General features: G+C 60.8%; 26 protein-coding genes. 18 read left to right on the forward strand and 8 right to left on the reverse strand.

The features are described from left to right. Positions 1–16 precede the first annotated feature (16 nt). From ACCC96_RS11345 to pilG, 4 genes are read right to left on the reverse strand one after another with little or no spacing between them, the layout of a single operon-like run. Positions 17–2,074, reverse strand: a complete 2,058-nt coding sequence (locus ACCC96_RS11345) for a methyl-accepting chemotaxis protein (RefSeq protein WP_413695852.1) — start codon at positions 2,072–2,074, stop codon at positions 17–19. A 40-nt stretch (positions 2,075–2,114) separates the two neighbouring features. Beyond that, positions 2,115–2,669: a chemotaxis protein CheW gene (locus ACCC96_RS11350; RefSeq protein ID WP_019650233.1), complete on the reverse strand. Its 555-nt coding sequence runs from the start codon at positions 2,667–2,669 to the stop codon at positions 2,115–2,117. Between the two features lie 10 nt (positions 2,670–2,679). Then, positions 2,680–3,045, reverse strand: a complete 366-nt coding sequence (gene pilH, locus ACCC96_RS11355) for a twitching motility response regulator PilH (RefSeq protein ID WP_007897961.1) — start codon at positions 3,043–3,045, stop codon at positions 2,680–2,682. A gap of 57 nt (positions 3,046–3,102) precedes the next feature. Then, complete coding sequence (gene pilG, locus ACCC96_RS11360; RefSeq protein WP_007897954.1) at positions 3,103–3,507, reverse strand: twitching motility response regulator PilG; 405 nt, start codon at positions 3,505–3,507, stop codon at positions 3,103–3,105. Positions 3,508–3,729: 222 nt separating this feature from the next. Between pilG and gshB the strand changes: the two genes are divergently transcribed. From gshB to ACCC96_RS11395, 7 genes are all read left to right on the forward strand, one after another. Beyond that, entirely contained in the window at positions 3,730–4,683 is a 954-nt protein-coding gene (gene gshB, locus ACCC96_RS11365; protein ID WP_018928715.1) for a glutathione synthase, read from the forward strand. A 77-nt stretch (positions 4,684–4,760) separates the two neighbouring features. Next, on the forward strand, positions 4,761–5,660 hold the full coding sequence (locus tag ACCC96_RS11370) for an energy transducer TonB (RefSeq protein ID WP_026345939.1): 900 nt from the start codon (positions 4,761–4,763) through the stop codon (positions 5,658–5,660). A gap of 99 nt (positions 5,661–5,759) precedes the next feature. Next, positions 5,760–6,332 (forward strand): YqgE/AlgH family protein, encoded by a 573-nt coding sequence (locus ACCC96_RS11375; protein WP_019650230.1) that lies wholly within the window; start codon positions 5,760–5,762, stop codon positions 6,330–6,332. Next, positions 6,332–6,778 carry a Holliday junction resolvase RuvX gene (gene ruvX / locus ACCC96_RS11380; RefSeq protein ID WP_018928712.1) on the forward strand — a complete coding sequence of 149 codons (447 nt, stop codon included), beginning with the start codon at positions 6,332–6,334 and terminating at the stop codon, positions 6,776–6,778. The genes ACCC96_RS11375 and ruvX overlap by 1 nt, the downstream gene beginning before the upstream one ends. Positions 6,779–6,877: 99 nt before the next feature. Further along, positions 6,878–7,381: a bifunctional pyr operon transcriptional regulator/uracil phosphoribosyltransferase PyrR gene (gene pyrR / locus ACCC96_RS11385; protein ID WP_018928711.1), complete on the forward strand. Its 504-nt coding sequence runs from the start codon at positions 6,878–6,880 to the stop codon at positions 7,379–7,381. Positions 7,382–7,408: 27 nt separating this feature from the next. Continuing rightward, a complete protein-coding gene (locus ACCC96_RS11390) occupies positions 7,409–8,413 on the forward strand; it encodes an aspartate carbamoyltransferase catalytic subunit (protein ID WP_007939362.1) in 1,005 nt (334 codons plus the stop codon). Next, the gene (locus ACCC96_RS11395) at positions 8,410–9,681 is read left to right on the forward strand and encodes a dihydroorotase (protein WP_018928710.1); all 1,272 of its coding nucleotides are present in this window, start codon (positions 8,410–8,412) and stop codon (positions 9,679–9,681) included. Before ACCC96_RS11390 ends, ACCC96_RS11395 begins: the two co-directional genes overlap by 4 nt. 37 nt (positions 9,682–9,718) lie before the next feature. On the opposite strand, the gene ACCC96_RS11400 is transcribed toward ACCC96_RS11395, so the two are convergent. Continuing rightward, positions 9,719–10,150, reverse strand: a complete 432-nt coding sequence (locus ACCC96_RS11400; protein ID WP_019580618.1) for an NINE protein — start codon at positions 10,148–10,150, stop codon at positions 9,719–9,721. A 250-nt stretch (positions 10,151–10,400) separates the two neighbouring features. On the opposite strand from ACCC96_RS11400, the gene ACCC96_RS11405 reads away from it, so the two are divergent. Beyond that, positions 10,401–11,021 carry a C40 family peptidase gene (locus ACCC96_RS11405; RefSeq protein WP_018928708.1) on the forward strand — a complete coding sequence of 207 codons (621 nt, stop codon included), beginning with the start codon at positions 10,401–10,403 and terminating at the stop codon, positions 11,019–11,021. A gap of 105 nt (positions 11,022–11,126) precedes the next feature. Here ACCC96_RS11405 and ACCC96_RS11410 read toward each other — a convergent pair whose 3' ends face one another. Beyond that, the gene (locus ACCC96_RS11410; protein ID WP_258671476.1) at positions 11,127–12,161 is read right to left on the reverse strand and encodes a type IV pilus twitching motility protein PilT; all 1,035 of its coding nucleotides are present in this window, start codon (positions 12,159–12,161) and stop codon (positions 11,127–11,129) included. A 57-nt stretch (positions 12,162–12,218) separates the two neighbouring features. Here ACCC96_RS11410 and ACCC96_RS11415 point away from each other — a divergent pair, with 57 nt between their 5' ends. From ACCC96_RS11415 to ACCC96_RS11460, 10 genes are all read left to right on the forward strand, one after another. Continuing rightward, positions 12,219–12,905 (forward strand): YggS family pyridoxal phosphate-dependent enzyme, encoded by a 687-nt coding sequence (locus tag ACCC96_RS11415; RefSeq protein ID WP_258671477.1) that lies wholly within the window; start codon positions 12,219–12,221, stop codon positions 12,903–12,905. A 34-nt stretch (positions 12,906–12,939) separates the two neighbouring features. After that, positions 12,940–13,758, forward strand: a complete 819-nt coding sequence (gene proC / locus ACCC96_RS11420; protein WP_413695853.1) for a pyrroline-5-carboxylate reductase — start codon at positions 12,940–12,942, stop codon at positions 13,756–13,758. A gap of 10 nt (positions 13,759–13,768) precedes the next feature. Next, entirely contained in the window at positions 13,769–14,359 is a 591-nt protein-coding gene (locus ACCC96_RS11425) for a YggT family protein (protein WP_019580613.1), read from the forward strand. A gap of 4 nt (positions 14,360–14,363) precedes the next feature. Then, positions 14,364–14,657 carry a DUF167 domain-containing protein gene (locus ACCC96_RS11430; RefSeq protein ID WP_007987815.1) on the forward strand — a complete coding sequence of 98 codons (294 nt, stop codon included), beginning with the start codon at positions 14,364–14,366 and terminating at the stop codon, positions 14,655–14,657. A gap of 254 nt (positions 14,658–14,911) precedes the next feature. Continuing rightward, complete coding sequence (gene metX, locus ACCC96_RS11435) at positions 14,912–16,051, forward strand: homoserine O-succinyltransferase MetX (protein ID WP_413695854.1); 1,140 nt, start codon at positions 14,912–14,914, stop codon at positions 16,049–16,051. Positions 16,052–16,058: 7 nt separating this feature from the next. Next, positions 16,059–16,679 (forward strand): methionine biosynthesis protein MetW, encoded by a 621-nt coding sequence (gene metW, locus ACCC96_RS11440; protein ID WP_007939351.1) that lies wholly within the window; start codon positions 16,059–16,061, stop codon positions 16,677–16,679. 26 nt (positions 16,680–16,705) lie between these two features. After that, positions 16,706–17,140: a DUF4426 domain-containing protein gene (locus ACCC96_RS11445; protein ID WP_019650221.1), complete on the forward strand. Its 435-nt coding sequence runs from the start codon at positions 16,706–16,708 to the stop codon at positions 17,138–17,140. Further along, positions 17,137–17,733: an RdgB/HAM1 family non-canonical purine NTP pyrophosphatase gene (rdgB, locus tag ACCC96_RS11450; RefSeq protein ID WP_007939349.1), complete on the forward strand. Its 597-nt coding sequence runs from the start codon at positions 17,137–17,139 to the stop codon at positions 17,731–17,733. The genes ACCC96_RS11445 and rdgB overlap by 4 nt, the downstream gene beginning before the upstream one ends. Next, positions 17,730–18,932, forward strand: a complete 1,203-nt coding sequence (hemW, locus tag ACCC96_RS11455) for a radical SAM family heme chaperone HemW (RefSeq protein ID WP_019650220.1) — start codon at positions 17,730–17,732, stop codon at positions 18,930–18,932. The genes rdgB and hemW overlap by 4 nt, the downstream gene beginning before the upstream one ends. A gap of 9 nt (positions 18,933–18,941) precedes the next feature. Further along, positions 18,942–19,265, forward strand: coding sequence for a DUF3392 domain-containing protein (locus ACCC96_RS11460; RefSeq protein WP_019650219.1), 324 nt, complete (start codon positions 18,942–18,944; stop codon positions 19,263–19,265). Between the two features lie 130 nt (positions 19,266–19,395). Here the strand turns inward: ACCC96_RS11460 and trmB are convergent, their stop codons facing one another. Both trmB and ACCC96_RS11470 read right to left on the reverse strand, forming a co-directional pair. Beyond that, the gene (gene trmB, locus ACCC96_RS11465) at positions 19,396–20,121 is read right to left on the reverse strand and encodes a tRNA (guanosine(46)-N7)-methyltransferase TrmB (protein WP_413695855.1); all 726 of its coding nucleotides are present in this window, start codon (positions 20,119–20,121) and stop codon (positions 19,396–19,398) included. Between the two features lie 9 nt (positions 20,122–20,130). Then, positions 20,131–20,925, reverse strand: a complete 795-nt coding sequence (locus ACCC96_RS11470; RefSeq protein WP_007939343.1) for a thiazole synthase — start codon at positions 20,923–20,925, stop codon at positions 20,131–20,133. Between the last annotated feature and the right edge of the window lie 62 nt (positions 20,926–20,987).

Here is a 20,987-nt window from a genome sequence, read left to right on the forward strand (position 1 = left end):
TACGCCCTGAGGCGGTTCAAGCGTTGTCCGCAGCTTGCGCAGGCTTGGCCGGCAAGGTGAAACCGGACACCGAGCGCCGCAGCTGGCTGGCCATTTTCGCCAGGTTGCCAATGCTCTCGGCGGTGGCGGTGGAGCCAGACGAGGTCTGCGTGGTGATCTGCTGGATCACGTTCATCGTCAGGGAAATCTGGCCGGCCGAAGACGTCTGTTGCTGTGCGGCGTTGGAAATACTCTGGATCAGTGCCGCGAGGGTCTTCGATACGCCTTCGATTTCTTCCAGGGCCACTCCGGCATCCTGCGCCAGACGCGCGCCGCGCACCACTTCGGTGGTGGTCTGCTCCATGGAAATCACCGCTTCGTTGGTGTCAGTCTGAATCGCCCGCACCAGCGTTTCGATCTGCCGGGTCGCCGCGGATGAGCGCTCGGCGAGCCGCTGTACTTCGTCGGCCACCACCGCAAAACCGCGCCCGGCGTCACCGGCCATGGACGCCTGAATGGCTGCGTTGAGGGCGAGGATGTTGGTCTGATCGGCAATGTCATCGATCAAGCTGACAATGTCGCCGATTTCCTGAGAAGACTCACCGAGGCGTTTGATGCGCTTGGCGGTGTCCTGAATCTGTTCGCGAATATTGTCCATGCCGTGGATGGTGTTGTGCACCACTTCGTTGCCCTTGTTGGCAATTTCCACCGAACGTTCGGCCACTGCTGAGGACTCGGCGGCGTTGGCCGAGACCTGATCGATGGACTCGGCCATGTCGTTGATCGCCGTGGAGGCTTCGGAAATCTGCTGCGCCTGATGTTCCGAGGCCTGGGCCAGGTGCATGGCGGTGGCCTGGGTTTCCTGCACGGCGGCGGCGACCTGGCCGGCGGTGAGGTTGATGGTCGCCACCAGATCGCGCAGTTGGTCGACGGAATAGTTGATCGAGTCGGCGATGGTCCCGGTGAAGTCTTCGGTCACCGAGGCAGTCACGGTCAGGTCACCGTCGGCCAGGTCTTCGATCTCGTCCAGCAGGCGCATGATCGCATTCTGGTTGCGCTCGTTCTTTTCGGCGGTTTCACGCAGCTGACGGTTGGTTTCGCGCACCATCACCAGACCGATGAGGATGATCGACATCAGAGCGAGCAAGCCCAGCACGTAGCCGCCAATGGTGTCCGTATCGCGTCCGCCGGCGAGGTTTTCGAAACGGCTGGCCAGGTGCGAGGCTTCATCGAGCAGGGTTTGTGACAGGGTAAAAATGTTGCTGGCCGATTCGCGGACCTTGAACAGCTCCGGCGAAGTTTCAAGGATTTCGTCCACCGAGCCCGAGACGAATTCGAACAGTTCGGAAATCTCAGTCAAGCGGGCACGGGCATCGCGGTCTTCGACCTGGCTGATTTTAAGCGCCGCATTGCCTTGAAGCATGCCGTTGAGTACCTGACCGAAACGCGCCGCGTCGCGACCGAACGCGTCGGCGGCCTGCTGCGAGTTTTCATCGCCGGACAGCACGGTGTTCACCGCACCGAGAATCCGCTCGGCCAGCAGTGACTGACGCTGGGCCATCGCCACCTGAGCGGCCGGGGCGCCGCGCTGCAAGAGGGTTTCGACGACCTTTTCGTACTCGACCTGCAATTGCGGCACGGTTTCTGCCAGGGTCGCGGCGACTTGATGCAAGGACAATACGGTCTGTTCGCTGGAGAGAATGGCGTCGGTGTTTTTCAGCAGCCGCTCCCAATCCAGCTGCACCGCGCGCATTTCCGCGCGCACGGTGGACGGTGCCGGCGGCAGACCGGTGGAAGGATCGCCTTTCTTCAAAAAGCCCCAACGCAGGGCGAAGTCGTTGCGCGCATCGCTGAGCAACTTGAACGCCGCAGCCTTGCCGGCGGCGGCTTCGGTGGCATTCTTGGCAATGCGTTGCGACAGCACGCGCAGCTCACCGGCGTGGCCGATGTACTGCTTGTCGTAATTCGCCTGGGTGTTGAGGTACGCGAAGTTGGCGAACAGCAGCATGATGAAGATGATCAGCGCGATAAACAGCACGATGATCTGCGACCGGCTGCGCGACCCTTCCGGCGTACCTGTTTTTGCTTTAATCATCGGTCCTCGCCTGTCCTGCCCAATTCAACCTATGCCCCGGCTACAGCGCAACATTCATGAAACCTTGCGACTGCGCCAACGCAAACGGGCTGAACACCTGCCAATTCTGTTCACGCTGGAAGCGGCCTTTGACGAACGGCGCAATCGGCCCCTGCAGCTCATCCATGGGCACCGGTTCCAGGCTGTCCTGGGCAAAGTGCTGCAAGCCGAAGACCTCATCGACCAGCAACCCGGCGAACACGTCGTTGTGCTCCACCACCAGTATCCGCCGCTGCTTGCGCGAGGCCGACAGTTCATGGCCGGCCTCATAACCGTAAAAGAAGCCGTACACATCCATGATCGGCAGCAGCCGCCCACGCAGGTTCGCTACGCCCTTGACCCAGGGCTTGACCCCCGGCATTTGGGTAACGCGCGGTTCGTGCAGGACTTCGCTGACTTCGCCCATCGGCGCAACGTACCCATGCTCGCCCAAGCGAAAGCCGATGCCGCTCCAGCTGTCCTGTCGAGTCGGCTGGGACGGCAGGTCCGCCGCCAGCAGACGACAACGTTGATCAATCTGCAGCAGCAGTTCGAAGGCCGTCAGCGACTCGGTCATGGCCGGACGATCAACCGGCCAGCACGTTGTTCAGCGTCTTGATCAGGGTGTCTTCATCGACCGGTTTGGTCAGGTAGTCCTTGGCGCCCTGGCGCGTGCCCCAGACCTTGTCGGTTTCCTGATCCTTGGTGGTGATGATGATCACCGGGATGTGCCCGGTTTCCGGGTCTTTGGTCAGCTGACGGGTCGCCTGGAAACCATTGAGGCCGGGCATGACGATATCCATCAGCACCGCGTCGGGTTTTTCCTGACGGGCCAGGGCCACGCCGTCGGCGCCGTTTTCGGCTTTCAACACTTCATGACCGTGCTTTTCGAGCATGCCGGTCAGTTTGTACATTTCAGTCGGCGAATCATCGACGATCAGAATACGTGCCATGGTCTTCCCCATTCTTGTCGACGCAAGGCCCACTGGCCGAGCGTCACTGTGCGTGTCCTACTGCGGCGAAACGACGGCAAAGCCCGGTACGTGGGCCTGGATCGCGTTCAGCAGTTCTTCCTTGCTGAAAGGCTTGGTCAAAAACTGGTCGGAGCCGACGATCCGCCCCTTGGCCTTGTCGAACAACCCGTCCCTGGACGACAGCATAATCACTGGCGTGGACTTGAACGCACTGTTGTTCTTGATCAACGCGCAGGTCTGATAGCCATCCAGACGCGGCATCATGATGTCGACAAAGATGATGCCCGGGTGATTGTCGGCAATCTTGGCCAGGGCATCGAAACCATCGATTGCGGTGATGACTTCACAGCCCACGTTTTTCAACAGCGTTTCGGCGGTGCGACGAATCGTTTTCGAATCATCGATCACCATGACCTTCAAGGCGCTGGAATGCTGTTCCATAGGGGCTCTACCGTCGCCTTTGTGAATCAATTTGTCCGTTTGCGGCCCGAAACCCTTGATACTCAAGGGCCAAGACGGCATGGCAGCCTTTTTAGCACAGTCTCCCCGTCCAATCTATCGGGTGACCTGTGCGGTGGTTTTTCCTTGACCGGGAACCCACTCAGCGCCACTCTGACGCCACTTTTTCATCGCACTTTCCACCCCAATTTCGAGGAAAACCCCATGAGCGTTCGCGTCGGGATTGTCATGGATCCTATCGCCAGCATCTCCTATAAAAAGGATAGCTCGCTGGCCATGCTGCTGGCCGCGCAAAAGCGTGGCTGGGAACTGTTCTATATGGAACAGCGCGATTTGTATCAGGCCGAGGGCCAGGCGCGCGCGCGGATGCGTCCGCTGAAAGTCTTCGCCGACCCGCACAAGTGGTTCGAGCTGGGCGCCGAATCCGACGCACTGCTGAGTGACCTGGACGTGATCCTGATGCGCAAGGATCCGCCGTTCGACATGGAGTTCGTCTACTCCACTTACCTGCTGGAGCAAGCCGAGAACGCTGGCGTGCTGGTGGTCAACAAGCCGCAAAGCCTGCGTGACTGCAACGAGAAGCTGTTCGCCACGCTGTTCCCGCAGTGCACGCCGCCGACCATCGTCAGCCGTCGCCCGGACGTGTTGCGTGAATTCGCCGACCATCACGGTGACGTGATCCTCAAGCCGCTGGACGGCATGGGCGGTTCGTCGATCTTCCGTCACACCGCGGGCCACCCGAACCTGTCGGTGATCCTCGAAACCCTGACCCTGCATGGCAAGCAGCAGATCATGATCCAGGGCTACCTGCCGGCGATCGTTGATGGCGACAAGCGCATCCTGATGATCGACGGCGAGCCCGTGGATTATTGCCTGGCGCGGATTCCGGCAGCAGGCGAAACCCGTGGCAACCTCGCCGCCGGTGGCCGTGGCGAAGCCCGACCGCTGACCGAGAAAGATCGCTGGATCGCCGCGCAAGTCGGCCCGACCCTGCGCGAGAAGGGCTTGCTGTTCGTCGGTCTCGACGTGATCGGTGAGCACCTGACCGAAATCAACGTCACCAGCCCGACCTGCATTCGCGAGATCGATAACGCGTTCGGCACCGACATCGGCGGCCAGTTGATGGATGCCATCGATCAGAAGCTCAAGGCTCGTTGATCGAGAACAGCCAAGAAATATCCAACATTGCGTTATCATCGCCGGCCTGTAAAAAACGCGATGTTGGTTTTCTTGTCATGACACTCCCGTCCGATCTGCCCGCTGAACTCGCCCATCGTGGCGTGCGCCCGGCCGATCGCCTCGGTTTTACCCTGTTTCTCGCGGCGCTGATTCACCTGGCCTTGCTGTTGGGCGTCGGGTTCACCATGGTCGAACCCAAGCAAATCAGCAAAACCCTGGAAATCACCCTCGCCACCTTCAAAAGCGAAACCAAGCCGAAAAAAGCCGATTTCCTCGCTCAAGAGAATCAGCAAGGCAGCGGCACCCTGGATAAAAAGGCCATTCCCAAGACCACCGAGGTCGCGCCCTTCCAGGACAACAAAGTGCAGACGGTCACTCCGCCGCCAACCGCCAAACCCCAAGTGCAGGAAGCCGCGCCCAAGGCCGCCGTGACGACTGTCGCGCCGAAGCCGAAAAAAGCCGCGACCAAGCAGGAAGACGTCAAGACCGAGACCAAGCCCAAGGTCGAAGCACCGACCTTCGACAGCTCACAGCTGTCCAGCGACATCGCCAGCCTGGAAGCGGAACTGGCCAATGAACAACAGCTGTACGCCAAACGCCCGCGCATCCACCGCTTGAGCGCCGCATCGACCATGCGCGACAAGGGTGCCTGGTACAAGGATGAATGGCGCAAGAAGGTCGAGCGCATCGGCAACCTCAACTACCCCGACGAGGCCCGACGCAAACAAATTTATGGCAATTTGCGCCTGATGGTCTCGATCAATCGCGACGGCTCGCTGTATGAAGTGCTGGTGCTGGAATCGTCCGGCCAACCGCTGCTGGATCAGGCGGCGCAGCGCATCGTGCGGCTGGCCGCGCCGTTCGCACCGTTTACCGGGGATCTGTCGGACATCGACCGTCTGGAAATCATCCGCACCTGGAAGTTTGCGCGTGGGGACCGGTTGTCCAGTAATTAGCCGGAAGATCAAAGATCGCAGGGTAGGAGCTGCCGAAGGCTGCGATCTTTTGACGTGCTCAGCTTGTCAGTTCGCCCCTCCAACGCCACACTAGCGCTCATGAAGAACGTCAGCCCCAGCTACCTCAAGCATCACTTCCTGATCGCCATGCCTCACATGGCCGACCCGAACTTTGCGCACACCTTGACCTACATCGTCGAGCACACGGCCAATGGTGCCATGGGGCTGGTGGTCAACCGTCCGCAGGACCTGAACCTGGCCGATATCCTCGAGCAATTGCGCCCCGATATCGAACCGCCAGTGCTCTGCCAGCACGTGCCGATCTTTATCGGCGGCCCGGTGCAAACCGATCGCGGCTTTGTCCTGCACCCGTCGGGAAAAACCTATCAGGCTACCGTTGATCTGGATGGCGAATTGTCGCTGTCGACCTCCCAGGACGTGCTGTTCGCCATCGCCGACGGCGTCGGTCCCGCGAAAAGTGTGATCACCCTCGGCTATGCCGGTTGGGAAGCCGGGCAACTGGAAGCCGAACTGGCCGACAACGCCTGGCTAACTTGCCCGTTCCATGCCGACATCCTGTTCAACACCAGCAGCGAGTTACGTCTCGAAGCGGCGGCCAAGCACCTGGGTATCAACCTGAGCCTGCTCACCAGCCAGGCGGGGCACGCTTGATGGCCCTGCGGCTGATTCTGGGTTTCGACTACGGCACCAAGCAGATCGGCGTTGCGGTCGGCCAGGTCATAACCGGCCAGGCCCGCGAGCTGTGCACCTTGAAGGCACAAAACGGCATTCCCGACTGGAATCAGGTCGAAGCCCTGATCAAGGAGTGGAAACCCGACGCCGTGGTGGTCGGCCTGCCGTTGAACATGGACGGCACGCCCAGCGACATGTGCCTGCGGGCCGAAAAATTCGCCCGGCGCCTGAACGGCCGCTACAACCTGCCCTTCTATACTCACGACGAGCGCCTGACCACCTTCGAGGCCAAAGGCGAACGCCTGGTCCGTGGCGGCCAGAAGGGCAGTTACCGCGACAACCCGGTCGATGCCATCGCCGCCGCCCTGCTACTGCAAGGCTGGCTCGACGAAAACACCGCACTGTTCGAATCCTCAAGCACCTGATCCTGACGAGTCGCTGCGCGTCTCTTTTAGCTACAACCCGAGCCCCCACCCAGGCGCTATACCCCAAAAGCAGGGCTCGGGACCAAGAAGGAGCAAACCATGAGCCTGCCTAATCCCGCCGAACTGATCAGCCAGATGGCGATCCGTCTCAAGGCTTACCTGGAAAACCGTGGCATCAGCGAACCGCGTTATATCGGTATTCGGACCGGTGGCATCTGGGTCGCTCAGGCGTTGCTCAAGGAGTTGGGCAGCGACGCGCCGCTGGGCACCCTCGATGTGTCCTTCTACCGCGACGACTTCAGCCAGAGCGGCCTGCACCCACAAGTCCGCCCTTCGGCGCTGCCCTTCGAGATCGAAGGCCAGCATCTGGTGCTGATCGACGACGTACTGATGAGCGGTCGCACCATCCGCGCCGCGATGAACGAACTGTTCGACTACGGCCGCCCGGCCAGCGTGACGCTGGTGTGCCTGCTGGACCTGGACGCCGCTGAGCTGCCGATCCGCCCGAATATAGTCGGAGCGACCCTGTCACTGGCGGCCCACGAACGGGTGAAGTTGTCCGGTCCGGAACTCAAGCTCGAACTGCAAGACCTCGCCCTTTAATTCGCCCTATTGAGAGTCCCCCTCGCGATGACGCCTCTAGAAACCAAGCGCCCGCTGCAGCTCAATGATCAGGGCCAGCTACGCCACTTCCTCTCGCTCGACGGTTTGCGCCGCGAGCTGCTGACGGAAATACTCGACACCGCCGACTCGTTCCTCGAAGTCGGCGCCCGGGCGGTGAAGAAAGTCCCGTTGTTGCGCGGCAAGACCGTGTGCAATGTGTTCTTCGAGAACTCCACCCGCACCCGCACCACCTTCGAACTGGCGGCCCAGCGGCTGTCCGCCGACGTGATCACCCTGAACGTGTCCACGTCATCGGCGAGCAAGGGCGAAACCCTGCTCGACACCCTGCGCAACCTCGAAGCCATGGCCGCCGACATGTTCGTCGTGCGTCACGGTGATTCTGGCGCGGCGCACTTCATTGCCGAACATGTCTGCCCGCAAGTGGCGATCATCAACGGTGGCGACGGCCGTCACGCGCACCCGACCCAGGGCATGCTCGACATGCTCACCATTCGTCGGCACAAGGGTGGCTTCGAAAACCTCTCGGTGGCCATCGTCGGCGACATCCTGCACTCGCGGGTAGCACGCTCGAACATGCTGGCCCTGAAAACCCTCGGCTGCCCGGACATTCGCGTGATCGCGCCGAAAACCCTGCTGCCGATCGGCATCGAGCAATACGGTGTGAAGGTCTACACCGACATGACCGAAGGCCTGAAAGACGTCGACGTGGTGATCATGCTGCGCTTGCAGCGTGAGCGCATGACCGGCGGCCTGCTGCCGAGCGAAGGCGAGTTCTACCGCCTGTTCGGCCTGACCACCGCGCGCCTGGCCGGCGCCAAACCCGATGCCATCGTGATGCACCCTGGGCCGATCAACCGTGGGGTGGAAATTGAGTCGGCGGTGGCCGACGGTCCGCACTCGGTGATCCTCAACCAGGTGACCTACGGCATCGCGATTCGTATGGCCGTGCTGTCCATGGCCATGAGCGGGCAAACAGCCCAGCGCCAATTCGAGCAGGAGAACGCCCAGTGAAGCTCAGCATTCTCGGCGCACGCGTTATCGATCCGGCCAGCGGCCTGGATCAAGTGACTGACATCCATGTTGAAGCCTGCAAGATCGTCGCCCTTGGCGCCGCTCCGGCCGGTTTTGTTGCCGTCGACACCATCGACGCCAAGGGCCTGGTGGCCGCCCCGGGTCTGGTTGACCTGAACGTTGCCCTGCGCGAGCCGGGCTACAGCCGCAAAGGCTCGATCGCCAGCGAAACCCGCGCGGCCGCCGCCGGCGGCGTGACCAGCCTGTGCTGCCCGCCGAAAACCAAACCGGTGCTGGACACCTCGGCCGTCGCCGAACTGATCCTCGACCGTGCTCGTGAGGCCGGCAACACCAAAGTTTTCCCGATCGGCGCCCTGAGCAAAGGCCTGGACGGCGAGCAGCTGGCCGAACTGGTCGCCTTGCGCGATGCCGGCTGCGTGGCTTTCGGCAATGGCCTGGAGAGCTTCCGCAACACCCGCACCCTGTGCCGGGCGCTGGAGTACGCGGCGACGTTCGACCTGACGGTGATTTTCAACTCGCAGGATCACGACTTGGCCGAAGGTGGCCTGGCCCATGAAGGCCCGACCGCAAGCTTCCTCGGTCTGCCGGGCATTCCGGAAACCGCCGAAACCGTGGCCCTGGCCCGGGATCTGCTGCTGGTCGAGCAAAGCGGCGTACGTGCGCACTTCAGCCAGCTCACCAGCGCGCGCGGCGTAGCGCTGATCGCTCAGGCCCAAGCTCGCGGGCTGAAGGTCACGGCGGATGTGGCGTTGTATCAACTGATCCTTACCGACGAAGCGCTGATCGACTTCAGCAGCCTCTATCACGTCCAGCCGCCACTGCGCACCCGCGCCGACCGCGATGGCCTGCGGGCAGCGGTGAAGTCCGGTGTGGTATCCGCCATCTCCAGCCACCACCAGCCCCATGAGCGCGACGCCAAGCTGGCACCGTTCGGCGCGACCGAACCGGGCATCAGCAGCGTAGAACTGCTGCTGCCACTGGCGATGACCTTGGTGGAAGACGGCTTGCTCGACCTGCCAACCCTGCTCGCACGCTTGAGCGCCGGCCCTGCCGAGGCATTGCGCCTGCCGGCGGGGAAATTGGCAGTAGGTGGCGCGGCAGACATCGTACTGTTCGACCCGACGGCCTCGACCGTAGCCGGTGAAACCTGGCTGTCCAAGGGCGAAAACTGCCCGTTCATTGGCCACAGCCTGCCAGGCGTAGTGCGTTACACCCTGGTGGATGGGCGGATCAGCCACCAGGCGTAGAACCCTGTGATGAGGGAGCTCGCTCCCTCATCACAACTTACTGGAAAGCGCCTCTGTTCTGCGCGTTACGAATCGAAATCTGATCGTTCAGCGTCCAGAAGTCATACAACACCCCCAGAAAGAACAACCCGCCCGTGACCAGGTACAGCAACCCGCTGATCCACTTCCCCTGATACATCCGGTGTACGCCGAATACCCCAAGGAACGTCAGCAGAATCCACGCGACGTTGTATTCGATGGGGCCGGCGGTAAAGCGCAGGTCTGCTTCACGATCCATGGCCGGAATCAGGAACACGTCGATCAACCAGCCAATACCCAGCAAGCCCAAGGTCAAAAACCAGATCGTCCCGGTCACTGGCCTGCCGTAATAGAAGCGGTGAGCCCCGGTAAAACCGAAAATCCACAGCAGGTAACCAATCACTTTGCTGTGCGTATCTTGCTGTGAAACGGGTTGTCGATAGGTGTTCATGGATGGCCTCGATTCACGCGATAGAGAAATATTCTTGAATTCTTTGTGACTTTTTTACAGGCAGCCGACATACGGCGAATGCTACCTTGGGTCCCGTCAAAGCCTTGTAACACCTGACTTGTGTCCGACAATTGCGCCAAATTGCCGCTTATTTGGTTCCGTTGACCCCAAGGTTGAATCGACCAACGGCCTCGGAAGGGACAAAAAAGCTGTTATAAAGTTGCGCGCTAACCCATACGAGCCTTGCCTAATGCGTCCATTTTTCAAGACATGGCTAACCATTTGCCTATTATTGCCCCTGGCCGCCCACGCCACCAATCGTGAGCAACGTCTTCCGAACGTTAATGGTTACACCCCAAAATCCCATGTTTCTGCTCCTTCGAGCAAAAACCAACAGACGGTAAAACGCTCCACCCAACTGAGCCGCGCCAACGGCAAGCTGGTTCCGCCGATGGCGACCAAGGAAAGCAGCAACGTGTTGAGCCGCGCGGTAAACGTGCTCGGCACACCTTATCGTTGGGGTGGCAGCAGCCCAAGTAAAGGGTTCGATTGCAGCGGCCTGGTGAAATACGCGTTCAACGACGCCACCTTCGACCTGCCTCGCACCTCCAATGCCATGGCCAGCGGTCACGGTGAGAAAGTCGATCGCAACGAACTGAAGCCAGGCGACCTGATCTTCTTCAACATCAAGAGCCGCCGGGTCAACCATGTGGCCATCTACCTGGGCAACGACCGCTTCATCCACGCACCACGCCGTGGCAAGTCGGTAAGTATCGACACCCTGAAGAAGCCGTATTGGGATAACCACTACGTGGTTGCCAAGCGGGTTCTGCCGAAAGAACCGAATCAGCTGCGCGTCGTACAGCGCTGATTTCAAGCAAGATCAAAAGATCGCAGCCTTCGGCAGCTCCTACGCAGGAATACGCGTTTTCCTGTAGGAGCTGCCGAAGGCTGCGATCTTTTGCTTTTAAGGCACTCAAAAATTATCCGGCGACCGCGCCTTCTCCCGCGCATGCTCGCGACTGATCACGCCTTTGGTCACCAGCTCCTTCAGGCACATATCCAGCGTCTGCATCCCCAGCGACCCACCGGTCTGAATCGACGAGTACATCTGCGCCACCTTGTCTTCACGGATCAGGTTACGGATCGCCGAGGTGCCGAGCATGATTTCGTGGGCGGCAATCCGCCCGCCGCCGATTTTCTTGATCAAAGTCTGAGACACCACCGCCAGCAACGACTCGGAGAGCATCGAACGCACCATCGATTTCTCGTCACCCGGAAACACGTCCACCACCCGGTCGATGGTTTTCGCCGCCGAGGTGGTGTGCAGCGTGCCGAATACCAGGTGACCGGTCTCGGCGGCGGTCAGTGCCAGCCGAATGGTCTCCAGGTCACGCATTTCCCCGACCAGAATCACATCCGGGTCTTCACGCAGGGCCGAGCGCAGGGCCGTGGCAAAGCTGCGGGTGTCGCGATGGACTTCACGCTGATTGATCAGGCATTTGCGCGATTCGTGGACGAACTCGATGGGGTCTTCGATGGTGAGGATGTGGTGATGGCGATGGTTGTTCAGGTAATCGATCATCGCCGCCAGCGTGGTGGACTTGCCGGAACCGGTCGGGCCGGTCACCAGCACCAGGCCTCGGGGGGATTCGGTAATCTTGCGAAACACTTCCCCCATGCCCAGGTCGTCCATGCTCAGGACCTTCGACGGAATGGTCCGGAATACCGCGCCCGCGCCACGATTCTGGTTGAAGGCATTGACCCGAAAACGTGCCACTCCGGGCACCTCGAAGGAAAAGTCGGTTTCCAGATGCTTCTCGAAATCCACCCGCTGAAGATCGTTCATGATGTCGTAGATCAGCTCATGCACCTCCTTGTGGTCCAGGGCCGGCAAGTTGATGCGTCGCACATCGCCATCGACACGGATCATCGGTGGCAGGCCGGCGGACAGGTGCAGGTCGGACGCGCCCTGTTTGGCGCTGAAAGCCAGCAGCTCAGTGATATCCATAGCGCTCCTCAATTCCAGTAGAATGCCGCGAACCTCAGACCCGCTGGCGCCTCTTGAATGTCCACGATAGCAGACAACATCGCTCAGGTTAGTTCACGCATCCACGCTGCGGCCCTAGCCGCAAAGCGTGACGAACACAGCATCCAGCTACTGGCCGTGAGCAAAACCAAGCCCGCCGAGGCCCTGCGTGAGGCCTATGCCGCCGGGATCCGCGACTTTGGCGAAAATTACCTGCAGGAAGCCTTGGGCAAACAGCTCGAATTGGCCGACCTGCCCTTGATCTGGCACTTCATCGGCCCCATTCAATCGAACAAGACTCGTGCTATCGCCGAGCACTTCGACTGGGTGCACTCCGTGGATCGTTTGAAAATCGCACAACGCCTGTCTGAACAGCGCCCTGCCGATTTGCCGCCCTTGAACATCTGCATCCAGGTCAACGTCAGTGGTGAAGCCAGCAAATCCGGCTGCACCCCGGCCGATCTGCCCGCCCTGGCCGATGCCATCAGTGCGCTGCCGCGTTTGAAATTGCGCGGGCTGATGGCGATTCCCGAGCCGACTGAAGATCGCGCCGCCCAGGATGCCGCCTTTGCTGCCGTGCAAAGCCTGCAAGCCAGCCTGAACCTGCCACTCGACACACTTTCCATGGGCATGAGCCACGACCTCGAGTCGGCCATCGCCCAGGGCGCCACTTGGGTCCGCATCGGTACGGCCCTGTTTGGCGCCCGCGATTACAGTCGACCATGAACATGGCTGACTCACCTCTCTATAAGGACCTGACATGAGCAAGACTCGTATTGCCTTTATCGGAGCCGGCAACATGGCCGCCAGCCTGATCGGCGGCCTGCGCGCCAAAGGTCTGGACGCCGCGCAGATCCGCGCCAGCGATCCGGGCGAAGAAACCCGCACCCGGGTGCACACCGAACACGGCGTCGAAGTGTTTGCCGACAACGCCCAAGCCATTGAAGGCGTGGACGTGGTCGTGCTGGCGGTCAAGCCACAGGCGATGAAAGCCGTCTGCGAAGCCATTCGCCCAAGCCTCAAGCCGAATCAGCTGGTGGTGTCGATTGCGGCCGGCATTACCTGCGCCAGCATGAACAACTGGCTTGGCGCCCAGCCGATCGTGCGCTGCATGCCCAACACCCCGGCTTTGCTGCGCCAGGGCGTGAGTGGCTTGTATGCCACGGCCCAAGTGAGCGCCGAGCAACGCCAGCAGGCCCAAGAACTGCTGTCGGCAGTCGGCATCGCTTTGTGGCTGGACGAAGAACAGCAACTGGACGCGGTCACTGCCGTTTCCGGCTCCGGCCCTGCGTATTTCTTCCTGCTGATCGAAGCCATGACCGCTGCTGGCGTAAAGCTCGGCCTGCCACCCGAAATTGCTGCACAACTGACCGTGCAAACCGCGCTGGGCGCTGCACACATGGCAGTCGCCAGCGATGTCGACGCGGCTGAACTGCGTCGCCGCGTGACCTCGCCTGCGGGCACCACCGAAGCTGCGATCAAATCGTTCCAGGCTGGCGGCTTCGAAGCCCTGGTGGAAAAAGCACTCGGCGCCGCCGCGCACCGCTCGGCCGAGATGGCCGAACAACTGGGCAAATAAGGAGCCTTACATGATTGGATTGAACACTGCAGCGATTTACGTGCTGCAAACCCTCGGCAGTTTGTACCTGCTGATCGTGCTGCTGCGTTTCGTGCTGCAACTGGTGCGCGCAAACTTCTATAACCCGCTGTGCCAGTTCGCCGTAAAAGCCACCCAGCCACTGCTCAAGCCGCTGCGCCGGATCATCCCGAGCCTGTTCGGCCTGGACATGTCCTCGCTGGTGCTGGCGATCCTCGTGCAACTGGCGTTGATGGCGCTGACCCTGCTGCTAACCTTCGGCACCACCGGCAACCCTCTGCAATTGCTGATCTGGTCGCTGATCGGCGTAACGGCGCTGTTCCTGAATATCTTCTTCTATGCCCTGATCATCAGCGTGATCCTGTCCTGGGTCGCACCGGGTAGCCATAACCCCGGCGCCGAGCTGGTGAACCAGATCTGCGAGCCGGCCCTGGCGCCGTTCCGCAAGATTCTGCCAAACCTCGGCGGCCTGGATATCTCGCCGATCCTGGCGTTCATGGTGCTCAAGCTGATCGACATGCTGGTGATCAACAACCTCGCGGCCTTGACCATGATGCCGCAAATCCTGCGCCTGCTGATCTGACCCGGTGAGCTACTTTCGCTGGGACGGTGATGACCTGATTCTGGAATGTCACCTGCAACCTGCGGCCCGCAGCGATGATTTCGCCGGGCTGCACGGTGATCGCCTGAAGATCCGCCTGACGGCGCCGCCGGTCGAGGGCAAGGCCAATGCGTACCTGATGGCGTTTCTGGCCAAGGCGTTCGGGGTTTCCAAGAGCCAGGTCAGCCTGATCAGCGGCGAGTTGAACCGGCAGAAGCGGGTGCGGATCTGTTCGCCGAAGAAGCTGCCGGATTTGCCGGATCTGGTGCGCCCGGCCTGACCTGTGGAGCTGCACCCTGTAGGAGCTGCCGAAGGCTGCGATCTTTTGATCTGATCTTTGCTTTGGATTCATTTGGCAGGGAAAAGATCGCAGCCTCGTTGCACTCGACAGCTCCTACGGGGGCCGCTTCGCGCCCCAACGGGAGCAAGCTCCCTCGCCACAGGTACGCCAGGGAAAAATCAGGCCCGGCCTTTGCTTGCCGCTAGCCACAGCGGTCTTTAGACTTACGCCTCATTTCAATGAGAGCAGGGTCGATGCCAGCTGCCTTCCCCCCCGATTCTGTTGGTCTGGTGACGCCGCAAGTGGCGCACTTCAGTGAACCGCTGGCCCTGGCCTGCGGGCGTTCGCTGCCAGCTTATGACCTGATCTATGAAACCTATGGCACGCTGAACGCCACGGCGAGCAATGCCGTGCTGATCTGCCACGCCTTGTCCGGTCACCATCACGCCGCCGGCTTCCACAGCCCCGACGACCGCAAACCCGGTTGGTGGGACAGCTGCATCGGCCCCGGCAAGCCGATCGACACCAACAAATTCTTCGTGGTCAGCCTGAACAACCTCGGCGGTTGCAACGGTTCCACCGGCCCCAGCAGCGTCAATCCGGAAACCGGCAAGCCGTTCGGCGCCGACTTCCCGGTACTGACCGTAGAAGACTGGGTGCACAGCCAGGCACGCCTTGCCGACCTGCTCGGCATCGGCCAATGGGCAGCGGTGATCGGCGGCAGTCTGGGCGGCATGCAGGCCTTGCAGTGGACCATCACTTATCCTGACCGCGTGCGGCACTGCCTGGCCATCGCCTCGGCGCCGAAACTGTCGGCACAGAACATCGCGTTCAACGAAGTCGCACGCCAGGCGATCCTCACCGACCCGGAGTTCCACGGCGGTTCGTTCCAGGAAGCGGGCGTGATACCCAAGCGCGGGCTGATGCTGGCGCGGATGGTCGGGCACATCACTTACCTGTCCGACGACTCCATGGGCGAGAAATTCGGTCGCGGCCTGAAGAGCGAAAAGCTCAACTACGACTTCCACAGTGTCGAGTTCCAGGTCGAAAGCTACCTGCGCTATCAAGGCGAGGAGTTTTCCGGACGTTTCGACGCCAACACCTACCTGTTGATGACCAAGGCGCTGGACTACTTCGACCCGGCGGCGAATTTCGACGATGACCTGGCGAAAACCTTCGCCAATGCCCAGGCCAAGTTCTGCGTGATGTCCTTCACCACCGACTGGCGTTTCTCCCCTGCCCGCTCGCGGGAACTGGTGGACGCGCTGATGGCGGCCAGGAAAGACGTCTGCTACCTGGAGATCGACGCTCCGCAAGGCCACGATGCCTTCCTGATTCCGATCCCGCGTTACTTGCAGGCCTTCAGCAATTACATGAACCGCATATCGCTTTGAGGAAGACATGAGAGCCGATCTGGAAATCATCCAGGAATGGATCCCCGCCGGCAGCCGCGTGCTCGACCTCGGCTGCGGTGACGGCGAACTGCTGACCTGGCTGCGCGACCACAAGCAGGTCACCGGCTATGGCCTGGAAAACGACCCGGACAACATTGCCGAGTGCGTCGCCAAAGGCATCAACGTCATCGAGCAGGACCTGGACAAGGGCCTGGGCAACTTTGCCAGCAACAGCTTCGACATCGTGGTCATGACCCAGGCCCTGCAAGCCGTGCATTACCCGGACAAGATCCTCGACGAAATGCTGCGGGTCGGTCGCCAGTGCATCATCACCTTCCCCAACTTCGGTCACTGGCGCTGCCGCTGGTACCTGGCGAGCAAGGGCCGGATGCCTGTTTCGGAGTTTCTGCCGTACACCTGGTACAACACGCCAAACATTCACTTCTGCACCTTCGAAGACTTTGAAGCGCTGTGTCGCGAACGTGAAGCCAAGGTCATTGATCGACTTGCCGTGGATCAACAGCATCGACACGGGTGGGCCAGTAAGCTATGGCCTAATCTGTTAGGTGAGATCGGTATCTATCGCGTCAGCAGCCCCGGTCTGCCGGACCACAAGGTCGCGGTCTGAATCACGACACTTCGAGGAGAACGATCATGGGTCGTCTAGCGCTGTTTTTACTCACTGCCTGCCTGAGCGTCACCGCCATGGCCGCCGATGTCATCAAAGGCGAGCGCAAGGAAACCTTTGGCGACGTGACGGTGCATTACAACACCTTCAATTCGACCTTCCTGACACCGGACATTGCCAAAGCGGCCGAGCTGATCCGCAGCAAAAACCAGGGCGTGATCAATATCTCGGTACTCAAGGACGGCAAACCGCAAACGGCGCAAGTCAGCGGGACGGTCAAAGACCTGACCAGCCAAAGCGTTCCATTGAAATTCAAACAGATTACCGAAACAGGCGCGGTCTACTACATCGCCCAGTATCCGGTGGATCAGCAGGAAGTCCGCACCTTTGAAATCAAGGTGCAGACCGGTGACAAAATCAACACCATCAATTTCAACCAAGAGCTCTTCCCCGGCGAATGATCAATTTCACGCAACTCGTATTGGCCAGCCATAACGCCGGCAAACTCAAAGAACTCCAGGCCATGCTCGGCGAATCGGTGCACTTGCGCTCGATCGGCGAGTTCAGCAGCGTCGAGCCTGAAGAAACCGGCCTGTCGTTCGTCGAAAACGCCATTCTCAAGGCCCGCAACGCCTCGCGCATTTCCGGCCTGCCGGCATTGGCCGACGATTCGGGGTTGGCGGTGGATTTCCTCGGCGGTGCGCCGGGTATCTATTCGGCCCGTTACGCTGACGGCAAGGGCGATGCGGCGAACAACGCCAAACTGCTCGACGTCATGAAAGACGTGCCGCAAGCCGAGCGCGGCGCGCAGTTCGTCTGTGTATTGGCGCTGGTGCGTCATGCCGACGATCCGTTGCCGATCCTCTGCGAAGGCCTGTGGCATGGGCGCATCCTGACCCAGGCCAGCGGTGAGCACGGTTTTGGCTACGATCCGCTGTTCTGGGTGCCTGAACGCGAGTGCTCCAGCGCCGAGCTTAAGCCCAGCGACAAGAACCAGATCAGTCACCGCGCCCGTGCAATGGATCTGCTGCGCCAGCGTCTGGGCTTGAAATGACCATTGAATCATCCGCGTCGCCGCTGATCTTCGGCGGCGCGCAATCGCCTCGGGCCGCTTTGCCTGTGCTGCCGCCCCTGGCGCTGTACATCCACATCCCGTGGTGTGTACGCAAATGCCCTTATTGCGACTTCAACTCCCACACCGCCAGCCCGGTGCTGCCGGAACAAGAGTATGTGGACGCCTTGCTCACCGACCTCGATCAGGACCTGCATGCGGTCTATGGCCGCGAGCTGAGCTCGATCTTCTTTGGTGGCGGTACGCCGAGCCTGTTCAGCGCCGAGGCGTTGGGCCGCTTGCTCAAGGGTGTCGAGCAACGTATTCCGTTTGCCAGCGACATTGAAATCACCCTGGAAGCCAACCCCGGAACGTTCGAGCAGGAGAAATTCCGCGCTTACCGGGCGTTGGGTATCAATCGCCTGTCGATCGGCATCCAGAGTTTTCAGGAAGAGAAACTCAAGGCCCTGGGGCGGATTCACAACGGCGACGAAGCCGTGCGTGCCGCCGGCATGGCCCGTGAGGCCGGCTTTGATAACTTCAATCTGGACCTGATGCACGGCTTGCCCGATCAATCTCTGGACGATGCCCTGAGCGACCTGCGCCAGGCCATCGCCCTGAAGCCGACGCACCTGTCCTGGTACCAGCTGACCCTGGAGCCGAACACGGTGTTCTGGAACCAGCCGCCGACGCTACCGGAAGATGACGCCCTGTGGGACATTCAAGAGGCCGGCCAGGCGCTGTTGGCCGAGCACGGTTACGCGCAATACGAAGTCTCGGCCTATGCCCAGCCCGGCCGTCCGGCGCGGCATAACCTCAATTACTGGAGTTTCGGCGACTTCATCGGTATCGGCGCCGGTGCCCACGGCAAGCTCAGCCATCCGGACGGGCGTATCGTGCGCACCTGGAAGACTCGCCTGCCGAAGGATTACCTCAATCCGGCCAAAAGCTTCAAGGCTGGCGAGAAAGCGCTGACCAACGAAGAACTGCCGTTCGAGTTCCTGATGAACGCCTTGCGCCTGACCGAGGGTGTCGAAGCGCGGTTGTATCCGGAGCGCACCGGGCTGCCTCTGGAAAGCCTTGCAGAAGGGCGCCGCGAGGCCGAACAAAGTGGCTTGTTGCAGGTCGAACCGTCACGTCTGGCAGCCACGATGCGCGGACAACTCTTTCTTAATGACTTGCTGCAGACTTTTCTGACATAAGGAAATCGAATGGATCTGGTACTCGACCTGCTCGCCACCGTGTCCCGCTGGAGCCGTAGCAACCTGTCGGAAATCTCTCTGGCGCTGGTGGGCTGCCTGCTGGTGCTGTTTGGCGCCGACCTCAAGGGCTGGGTCGAGCAACGCCTGGGCAGCATCGCCGGCGCCTTGCGCATCCCGCTGATGGCCCTGCTGTGCATGGTCGGCAGCGGCGTAGCGCTGATCTATGCCACGCCATGGATCATCAAAGGCCTGAGCCAGTTCAACAACTACAGCCTGGCGCCGGTGTTGTTGGTGGTGCTGGTGCTGATCGGGGTTGTGGCAGACCGTCGCTGACGTCGAATAACACACAAAACAATGTGGGAGCGGGCTTGCCCGCGATGAGGCCATAACATTCAACCTCTGCGTTGATTGTTAGACCGCTATCGCGGGCAAGCCCGCTCCCACAGTTTTTACAGCGCCGTACTTAAGCCAGTTTTTCGAACTTCAGATCCCACACGCCATGTCCAAGACGTTCGCCGCGACGTTCGAACTTGGTGATCGGACGTTCGGCCGGGCGCGGCACGCATTTGCCGTCTTCGGCGAGGTTGCGATAGCCCGGGGCGACGCTCATCACTTCCAGCATGTACTCGGCGTACGGTTCCCAGTCGGTGGCCATGTGCAACACACCGCCGACCTTCAACTTGCTACGCACCAGCTCAGCGAACGATGCCTGAACGATACGACGCTTGTGGTGACGGCTCTTGTGCCACGGATCCGGGAAAAACAGCATCAGGCGGTCGAGGCTGTTGTCGGCGATGCAACGGTTGAGCACTTCGATCGCATCGCAATCGTAGACACGCAGGTTGGTCAGGCCCTGAGTCAGCACGCCATTGAGCAGCGCGCCGACACCCGGACGGTGAACTTCAACGCCAATGAAATCCTGTTCCGGCGAGGCCGCAGCCATTTCCAGCAGCGAATGGCCCATGCCGAAACCGATTTCCAACGAGCGCGGCGCCGAACGGCCGAACACCTGATCGAAATCCACCGGCGCATCGGCCAGAGGCAGTACGAACAGCGGAGTGCCCTGCTCCAGGCCGCGTTGCTGGCCTTCGGTCATGCGCCCGGCGCGCATCACGAAACTCTTGATGCGGCGGTGTTGGCGCTCTTCGCCTTCTTCCTGCTGGATAGGCGTGTCGTTTGATTCAGTCATCAATGGCTCTTACTTGATCAGACCATCCAGCGGCGAGGAGGCGCTGGCATAGAGTTTTTTCGGCATGCGGCCGGCGAGGTAGGCCAGACGACCTGCCACGATGGCGTGTTTCATGGCTTCGGCCATCATGATCGGCTGCTGGGCATGGGCGATGGCCGAGTTCATCAGCACCGCTTCACAGCCCAGCTCCATGGCGATGGTGGCGTCGGAGGCAGTACCGACACCGGCATCCACCAGCACCGGGATTTTCGCCTCTTCGAGGATGATCTGCAGGTTGTACGGGTTGCAGATCCCCAGGCCCGAGCCGATCAGACCAGCCAGCGGCATGACCGCGATACAGCCGATTTCCGCCAGTTGACGGGCAATGATCGGATCATCGCTGGTGTACACCATCACGTCGAAGCCTTCCTTGACCAGCACTTCGGCGGCCTTGAGGGTTTCGATCACGTTGGGGAACAGGGTTTTCTGATCCGCCAGCACTTCCAGCTTCACCAGGTTGTGGCCGTCGAGCAGCTCACGGGCCAGGCGGCAGGTGCGCACGGCTTCAATGGCGTCGTAGCAACCGGCAGTGTTCGGCAGGAAGGTGTAGCGATCCGGCGACAGGACTTCGAGCAGGTTCGGTTCGCCCGGGTTCTGGCCGAGGTTGGTCCGGCGCACGGCGAAGGTGACGATCTCGGCACCCGAAGCCTCGATGGCCAGGCGGGTTTCTTCCATGTCACGGTACTTGCCGGTGCCTACCAGCAAACGCGACTGGTAAGTACGACCGGCCAGGACGAAGGGCTTGTCGCTACGAACGATGCTCATGGGAAATCCTCTGTTGGGGTGAGGTTCTTGCACAATGATTCTGTGGCCGCTCGGGCCAGACG

Source organism: Pseudomonas sp. Pseusp11, assembly GCF_047304405.1.
Taxonomy (GTDB): domain Bacteria; phylum Pseudomonadota; class Gammaproteobacteria; order Pseudomonadales; family Pseudomonadaceae; genus Aquipseudomonas.

Excerpts from the sequence above, each read along its gene's own strand:
- ACCC96_RS11370 (WP_026345939.1), top strand. The coding sequence starts at position 4,761 with ATGACACTCCCGTCCGATCTGCCCGCTGAACTCGCCCATCGTGGCGTG.
- hemW (WP_019650220.1), top strand. The coding sequence starts at position 17,730 with ATGACCATTGAATCATCCGCGTCGCCGCTGATCTTCGGCGGCGCGCAA.
- ACCC96_RS11350 (WP_019650233.1), bottom strand. The coding sequence starts at position 2,669 with ATGACCGAGTCGCTGACGGCCTTCGAACTGCTGCTGCAGATTGATCAA.
- pilH (WP_007897961.1), bottom strand. The coding sequence starts at position 3,045 with ATGGCACGTATTCTGATCGTCGATGATTCGCCGACTGAAATGTACAAA.
- ACCC96_RS11445 (WP_019650221.1), top strand. The coding sequence starts at position 16,706 with ATGGGTCGTCTAGCGCTGTTTTTACTCACTGCCTGCCTGAGCGTCACC.
- ACCC96_RS11460 (WP_019650219.1), top strand. The coding sequence starts at position 18,942 with ATGGATCTGGTACTCGACCTGCTCGCCACCGTGTCCCGCTGGAGCCGT.
- ACCC96_RS11425 (WP_019580613.1), top strand. The coding sequence starts at position 13,769 with ATGATTGGATTGAACACTGCAGCGATTTACGTGCTGCAAACCCTCGGC.
- ACCC96_RS11375 (WP_019650230.1), top strand. The coding sequence starts at position 5,760 with ATGAAGAACGTCAGCCCCAGCTACCTCAAGCATCACTTCCTGATCGCC.
- ACCC96_RS11405 (WP_018928708.1), top strand. The coding sequence starts at position 10,401 with ATGCGTCCATTTTTCAAGACATGGCTAACCATTTGCCTATTATTGCCC.
- ACCC96_RS11470 (WP_007939343.1), bottom strand. The coding sequence starts at position 20,925 with ATGAGCATCGTTCGTAGCGACAAGCCCTTCGTCCTGGCCGGTCGTACT.
- pilG (WP_007897954.1), bottom strand. The coding sequence starts at position 3,507 with ATGGAACAGCATTCCAGCGCCTTGAAGGTCATGGTGATCGATGATTCG.
- ruvX (WP_018928712.1), top strand. The coding sequence starts at position 6,332 with ATGGCCCTGCGGCTGATTCTGGGTTTCGACTACGGCACCAAGCAGATC.
- rdgB (WP_007939349.1), top strand. The coding sequence starts at position 17,137 with ATGATCAATTTCACGCAACTCGTATTGGCCAGCCATAACGCCGGCAAA.
- pyrR (WP_018928711.1), top strand. The coding sequence starts at position 6,878 with ATGAGCCTGCCTAATCCCGCCGAACTGATCAGCCAGATGGCGATCCGT.
- metW (WP_007939351.1), top strand. The coding sequence starts at position 16,059 with ATGAGAGCCGATCTGGAAATCATCCAGGAATGGATCCCCGCCGGCAGC.
- ACCC96_RS11390 (WP_007939362.1), top strand. The coding sequence starts at position 7,409 with ATGACGCCTCTAGAAACCAAGCGCCCGCTGCAGCTCAATGATCAGGGC.
- ACCC96_RS11400 (WP_019580618.1), bottom strand. The coding sequence starts at position 10,150 with ATGAACACCTATCGACAACCCGTTTCACAGCAAGATACGCACAGCAAA.
- trmB (WP_413695855.1), bottom strand. The coding sequence starts at position 20,121 with ATGACTGAATCAAACGACACGCCTATCCAGCAGGAAGAAGGCGAAGAG.
- proC (WP_413695853.1), top strand. The coding sequence starts at position 12,940 with ATGAGCAAGACTCGTATTGCCTTTATCGGAGCCGGCAACATGGCCGCC.
- ACCC96_RS11345 (WP_413695852.1), bottom strand. The coding sequence starts at position 2,074 with ATGATTAAAGCAAAAACAGGTACGCCGGAAGGGTCGCGCAGCCGGTCG.
- ACCC96_RS11410 (WP_258671476.1), bottom strand. The coding sequence starts at position 12,161 with ATGGATATCACTGAGCTGCTGGCTTTCAGCGCCAAACAGGGCGCGTCC.
- gshB (WP_018928715.1), top strand. The coding sequence starts at position 3,730 with ATGAGCGTTCGCGTCGGGATTGTCATGGATCCTATCGCCAGCATCTCC.
- ACCC96_RS11415 (WP_258671477.1), top strand. The coding sequence starts at position 12,219 with ATGTCCACGATAGCAGACAACATCGCTCAGGTTAGTTCACGCATCCAC.
- metX (WP_413695854.1), top strand. The coding sequence starts at position 14,912 with ATGCCAGCTGCCTTCCCCCCCGATTCTGTTGGTCTGGTGACGCCGCAA.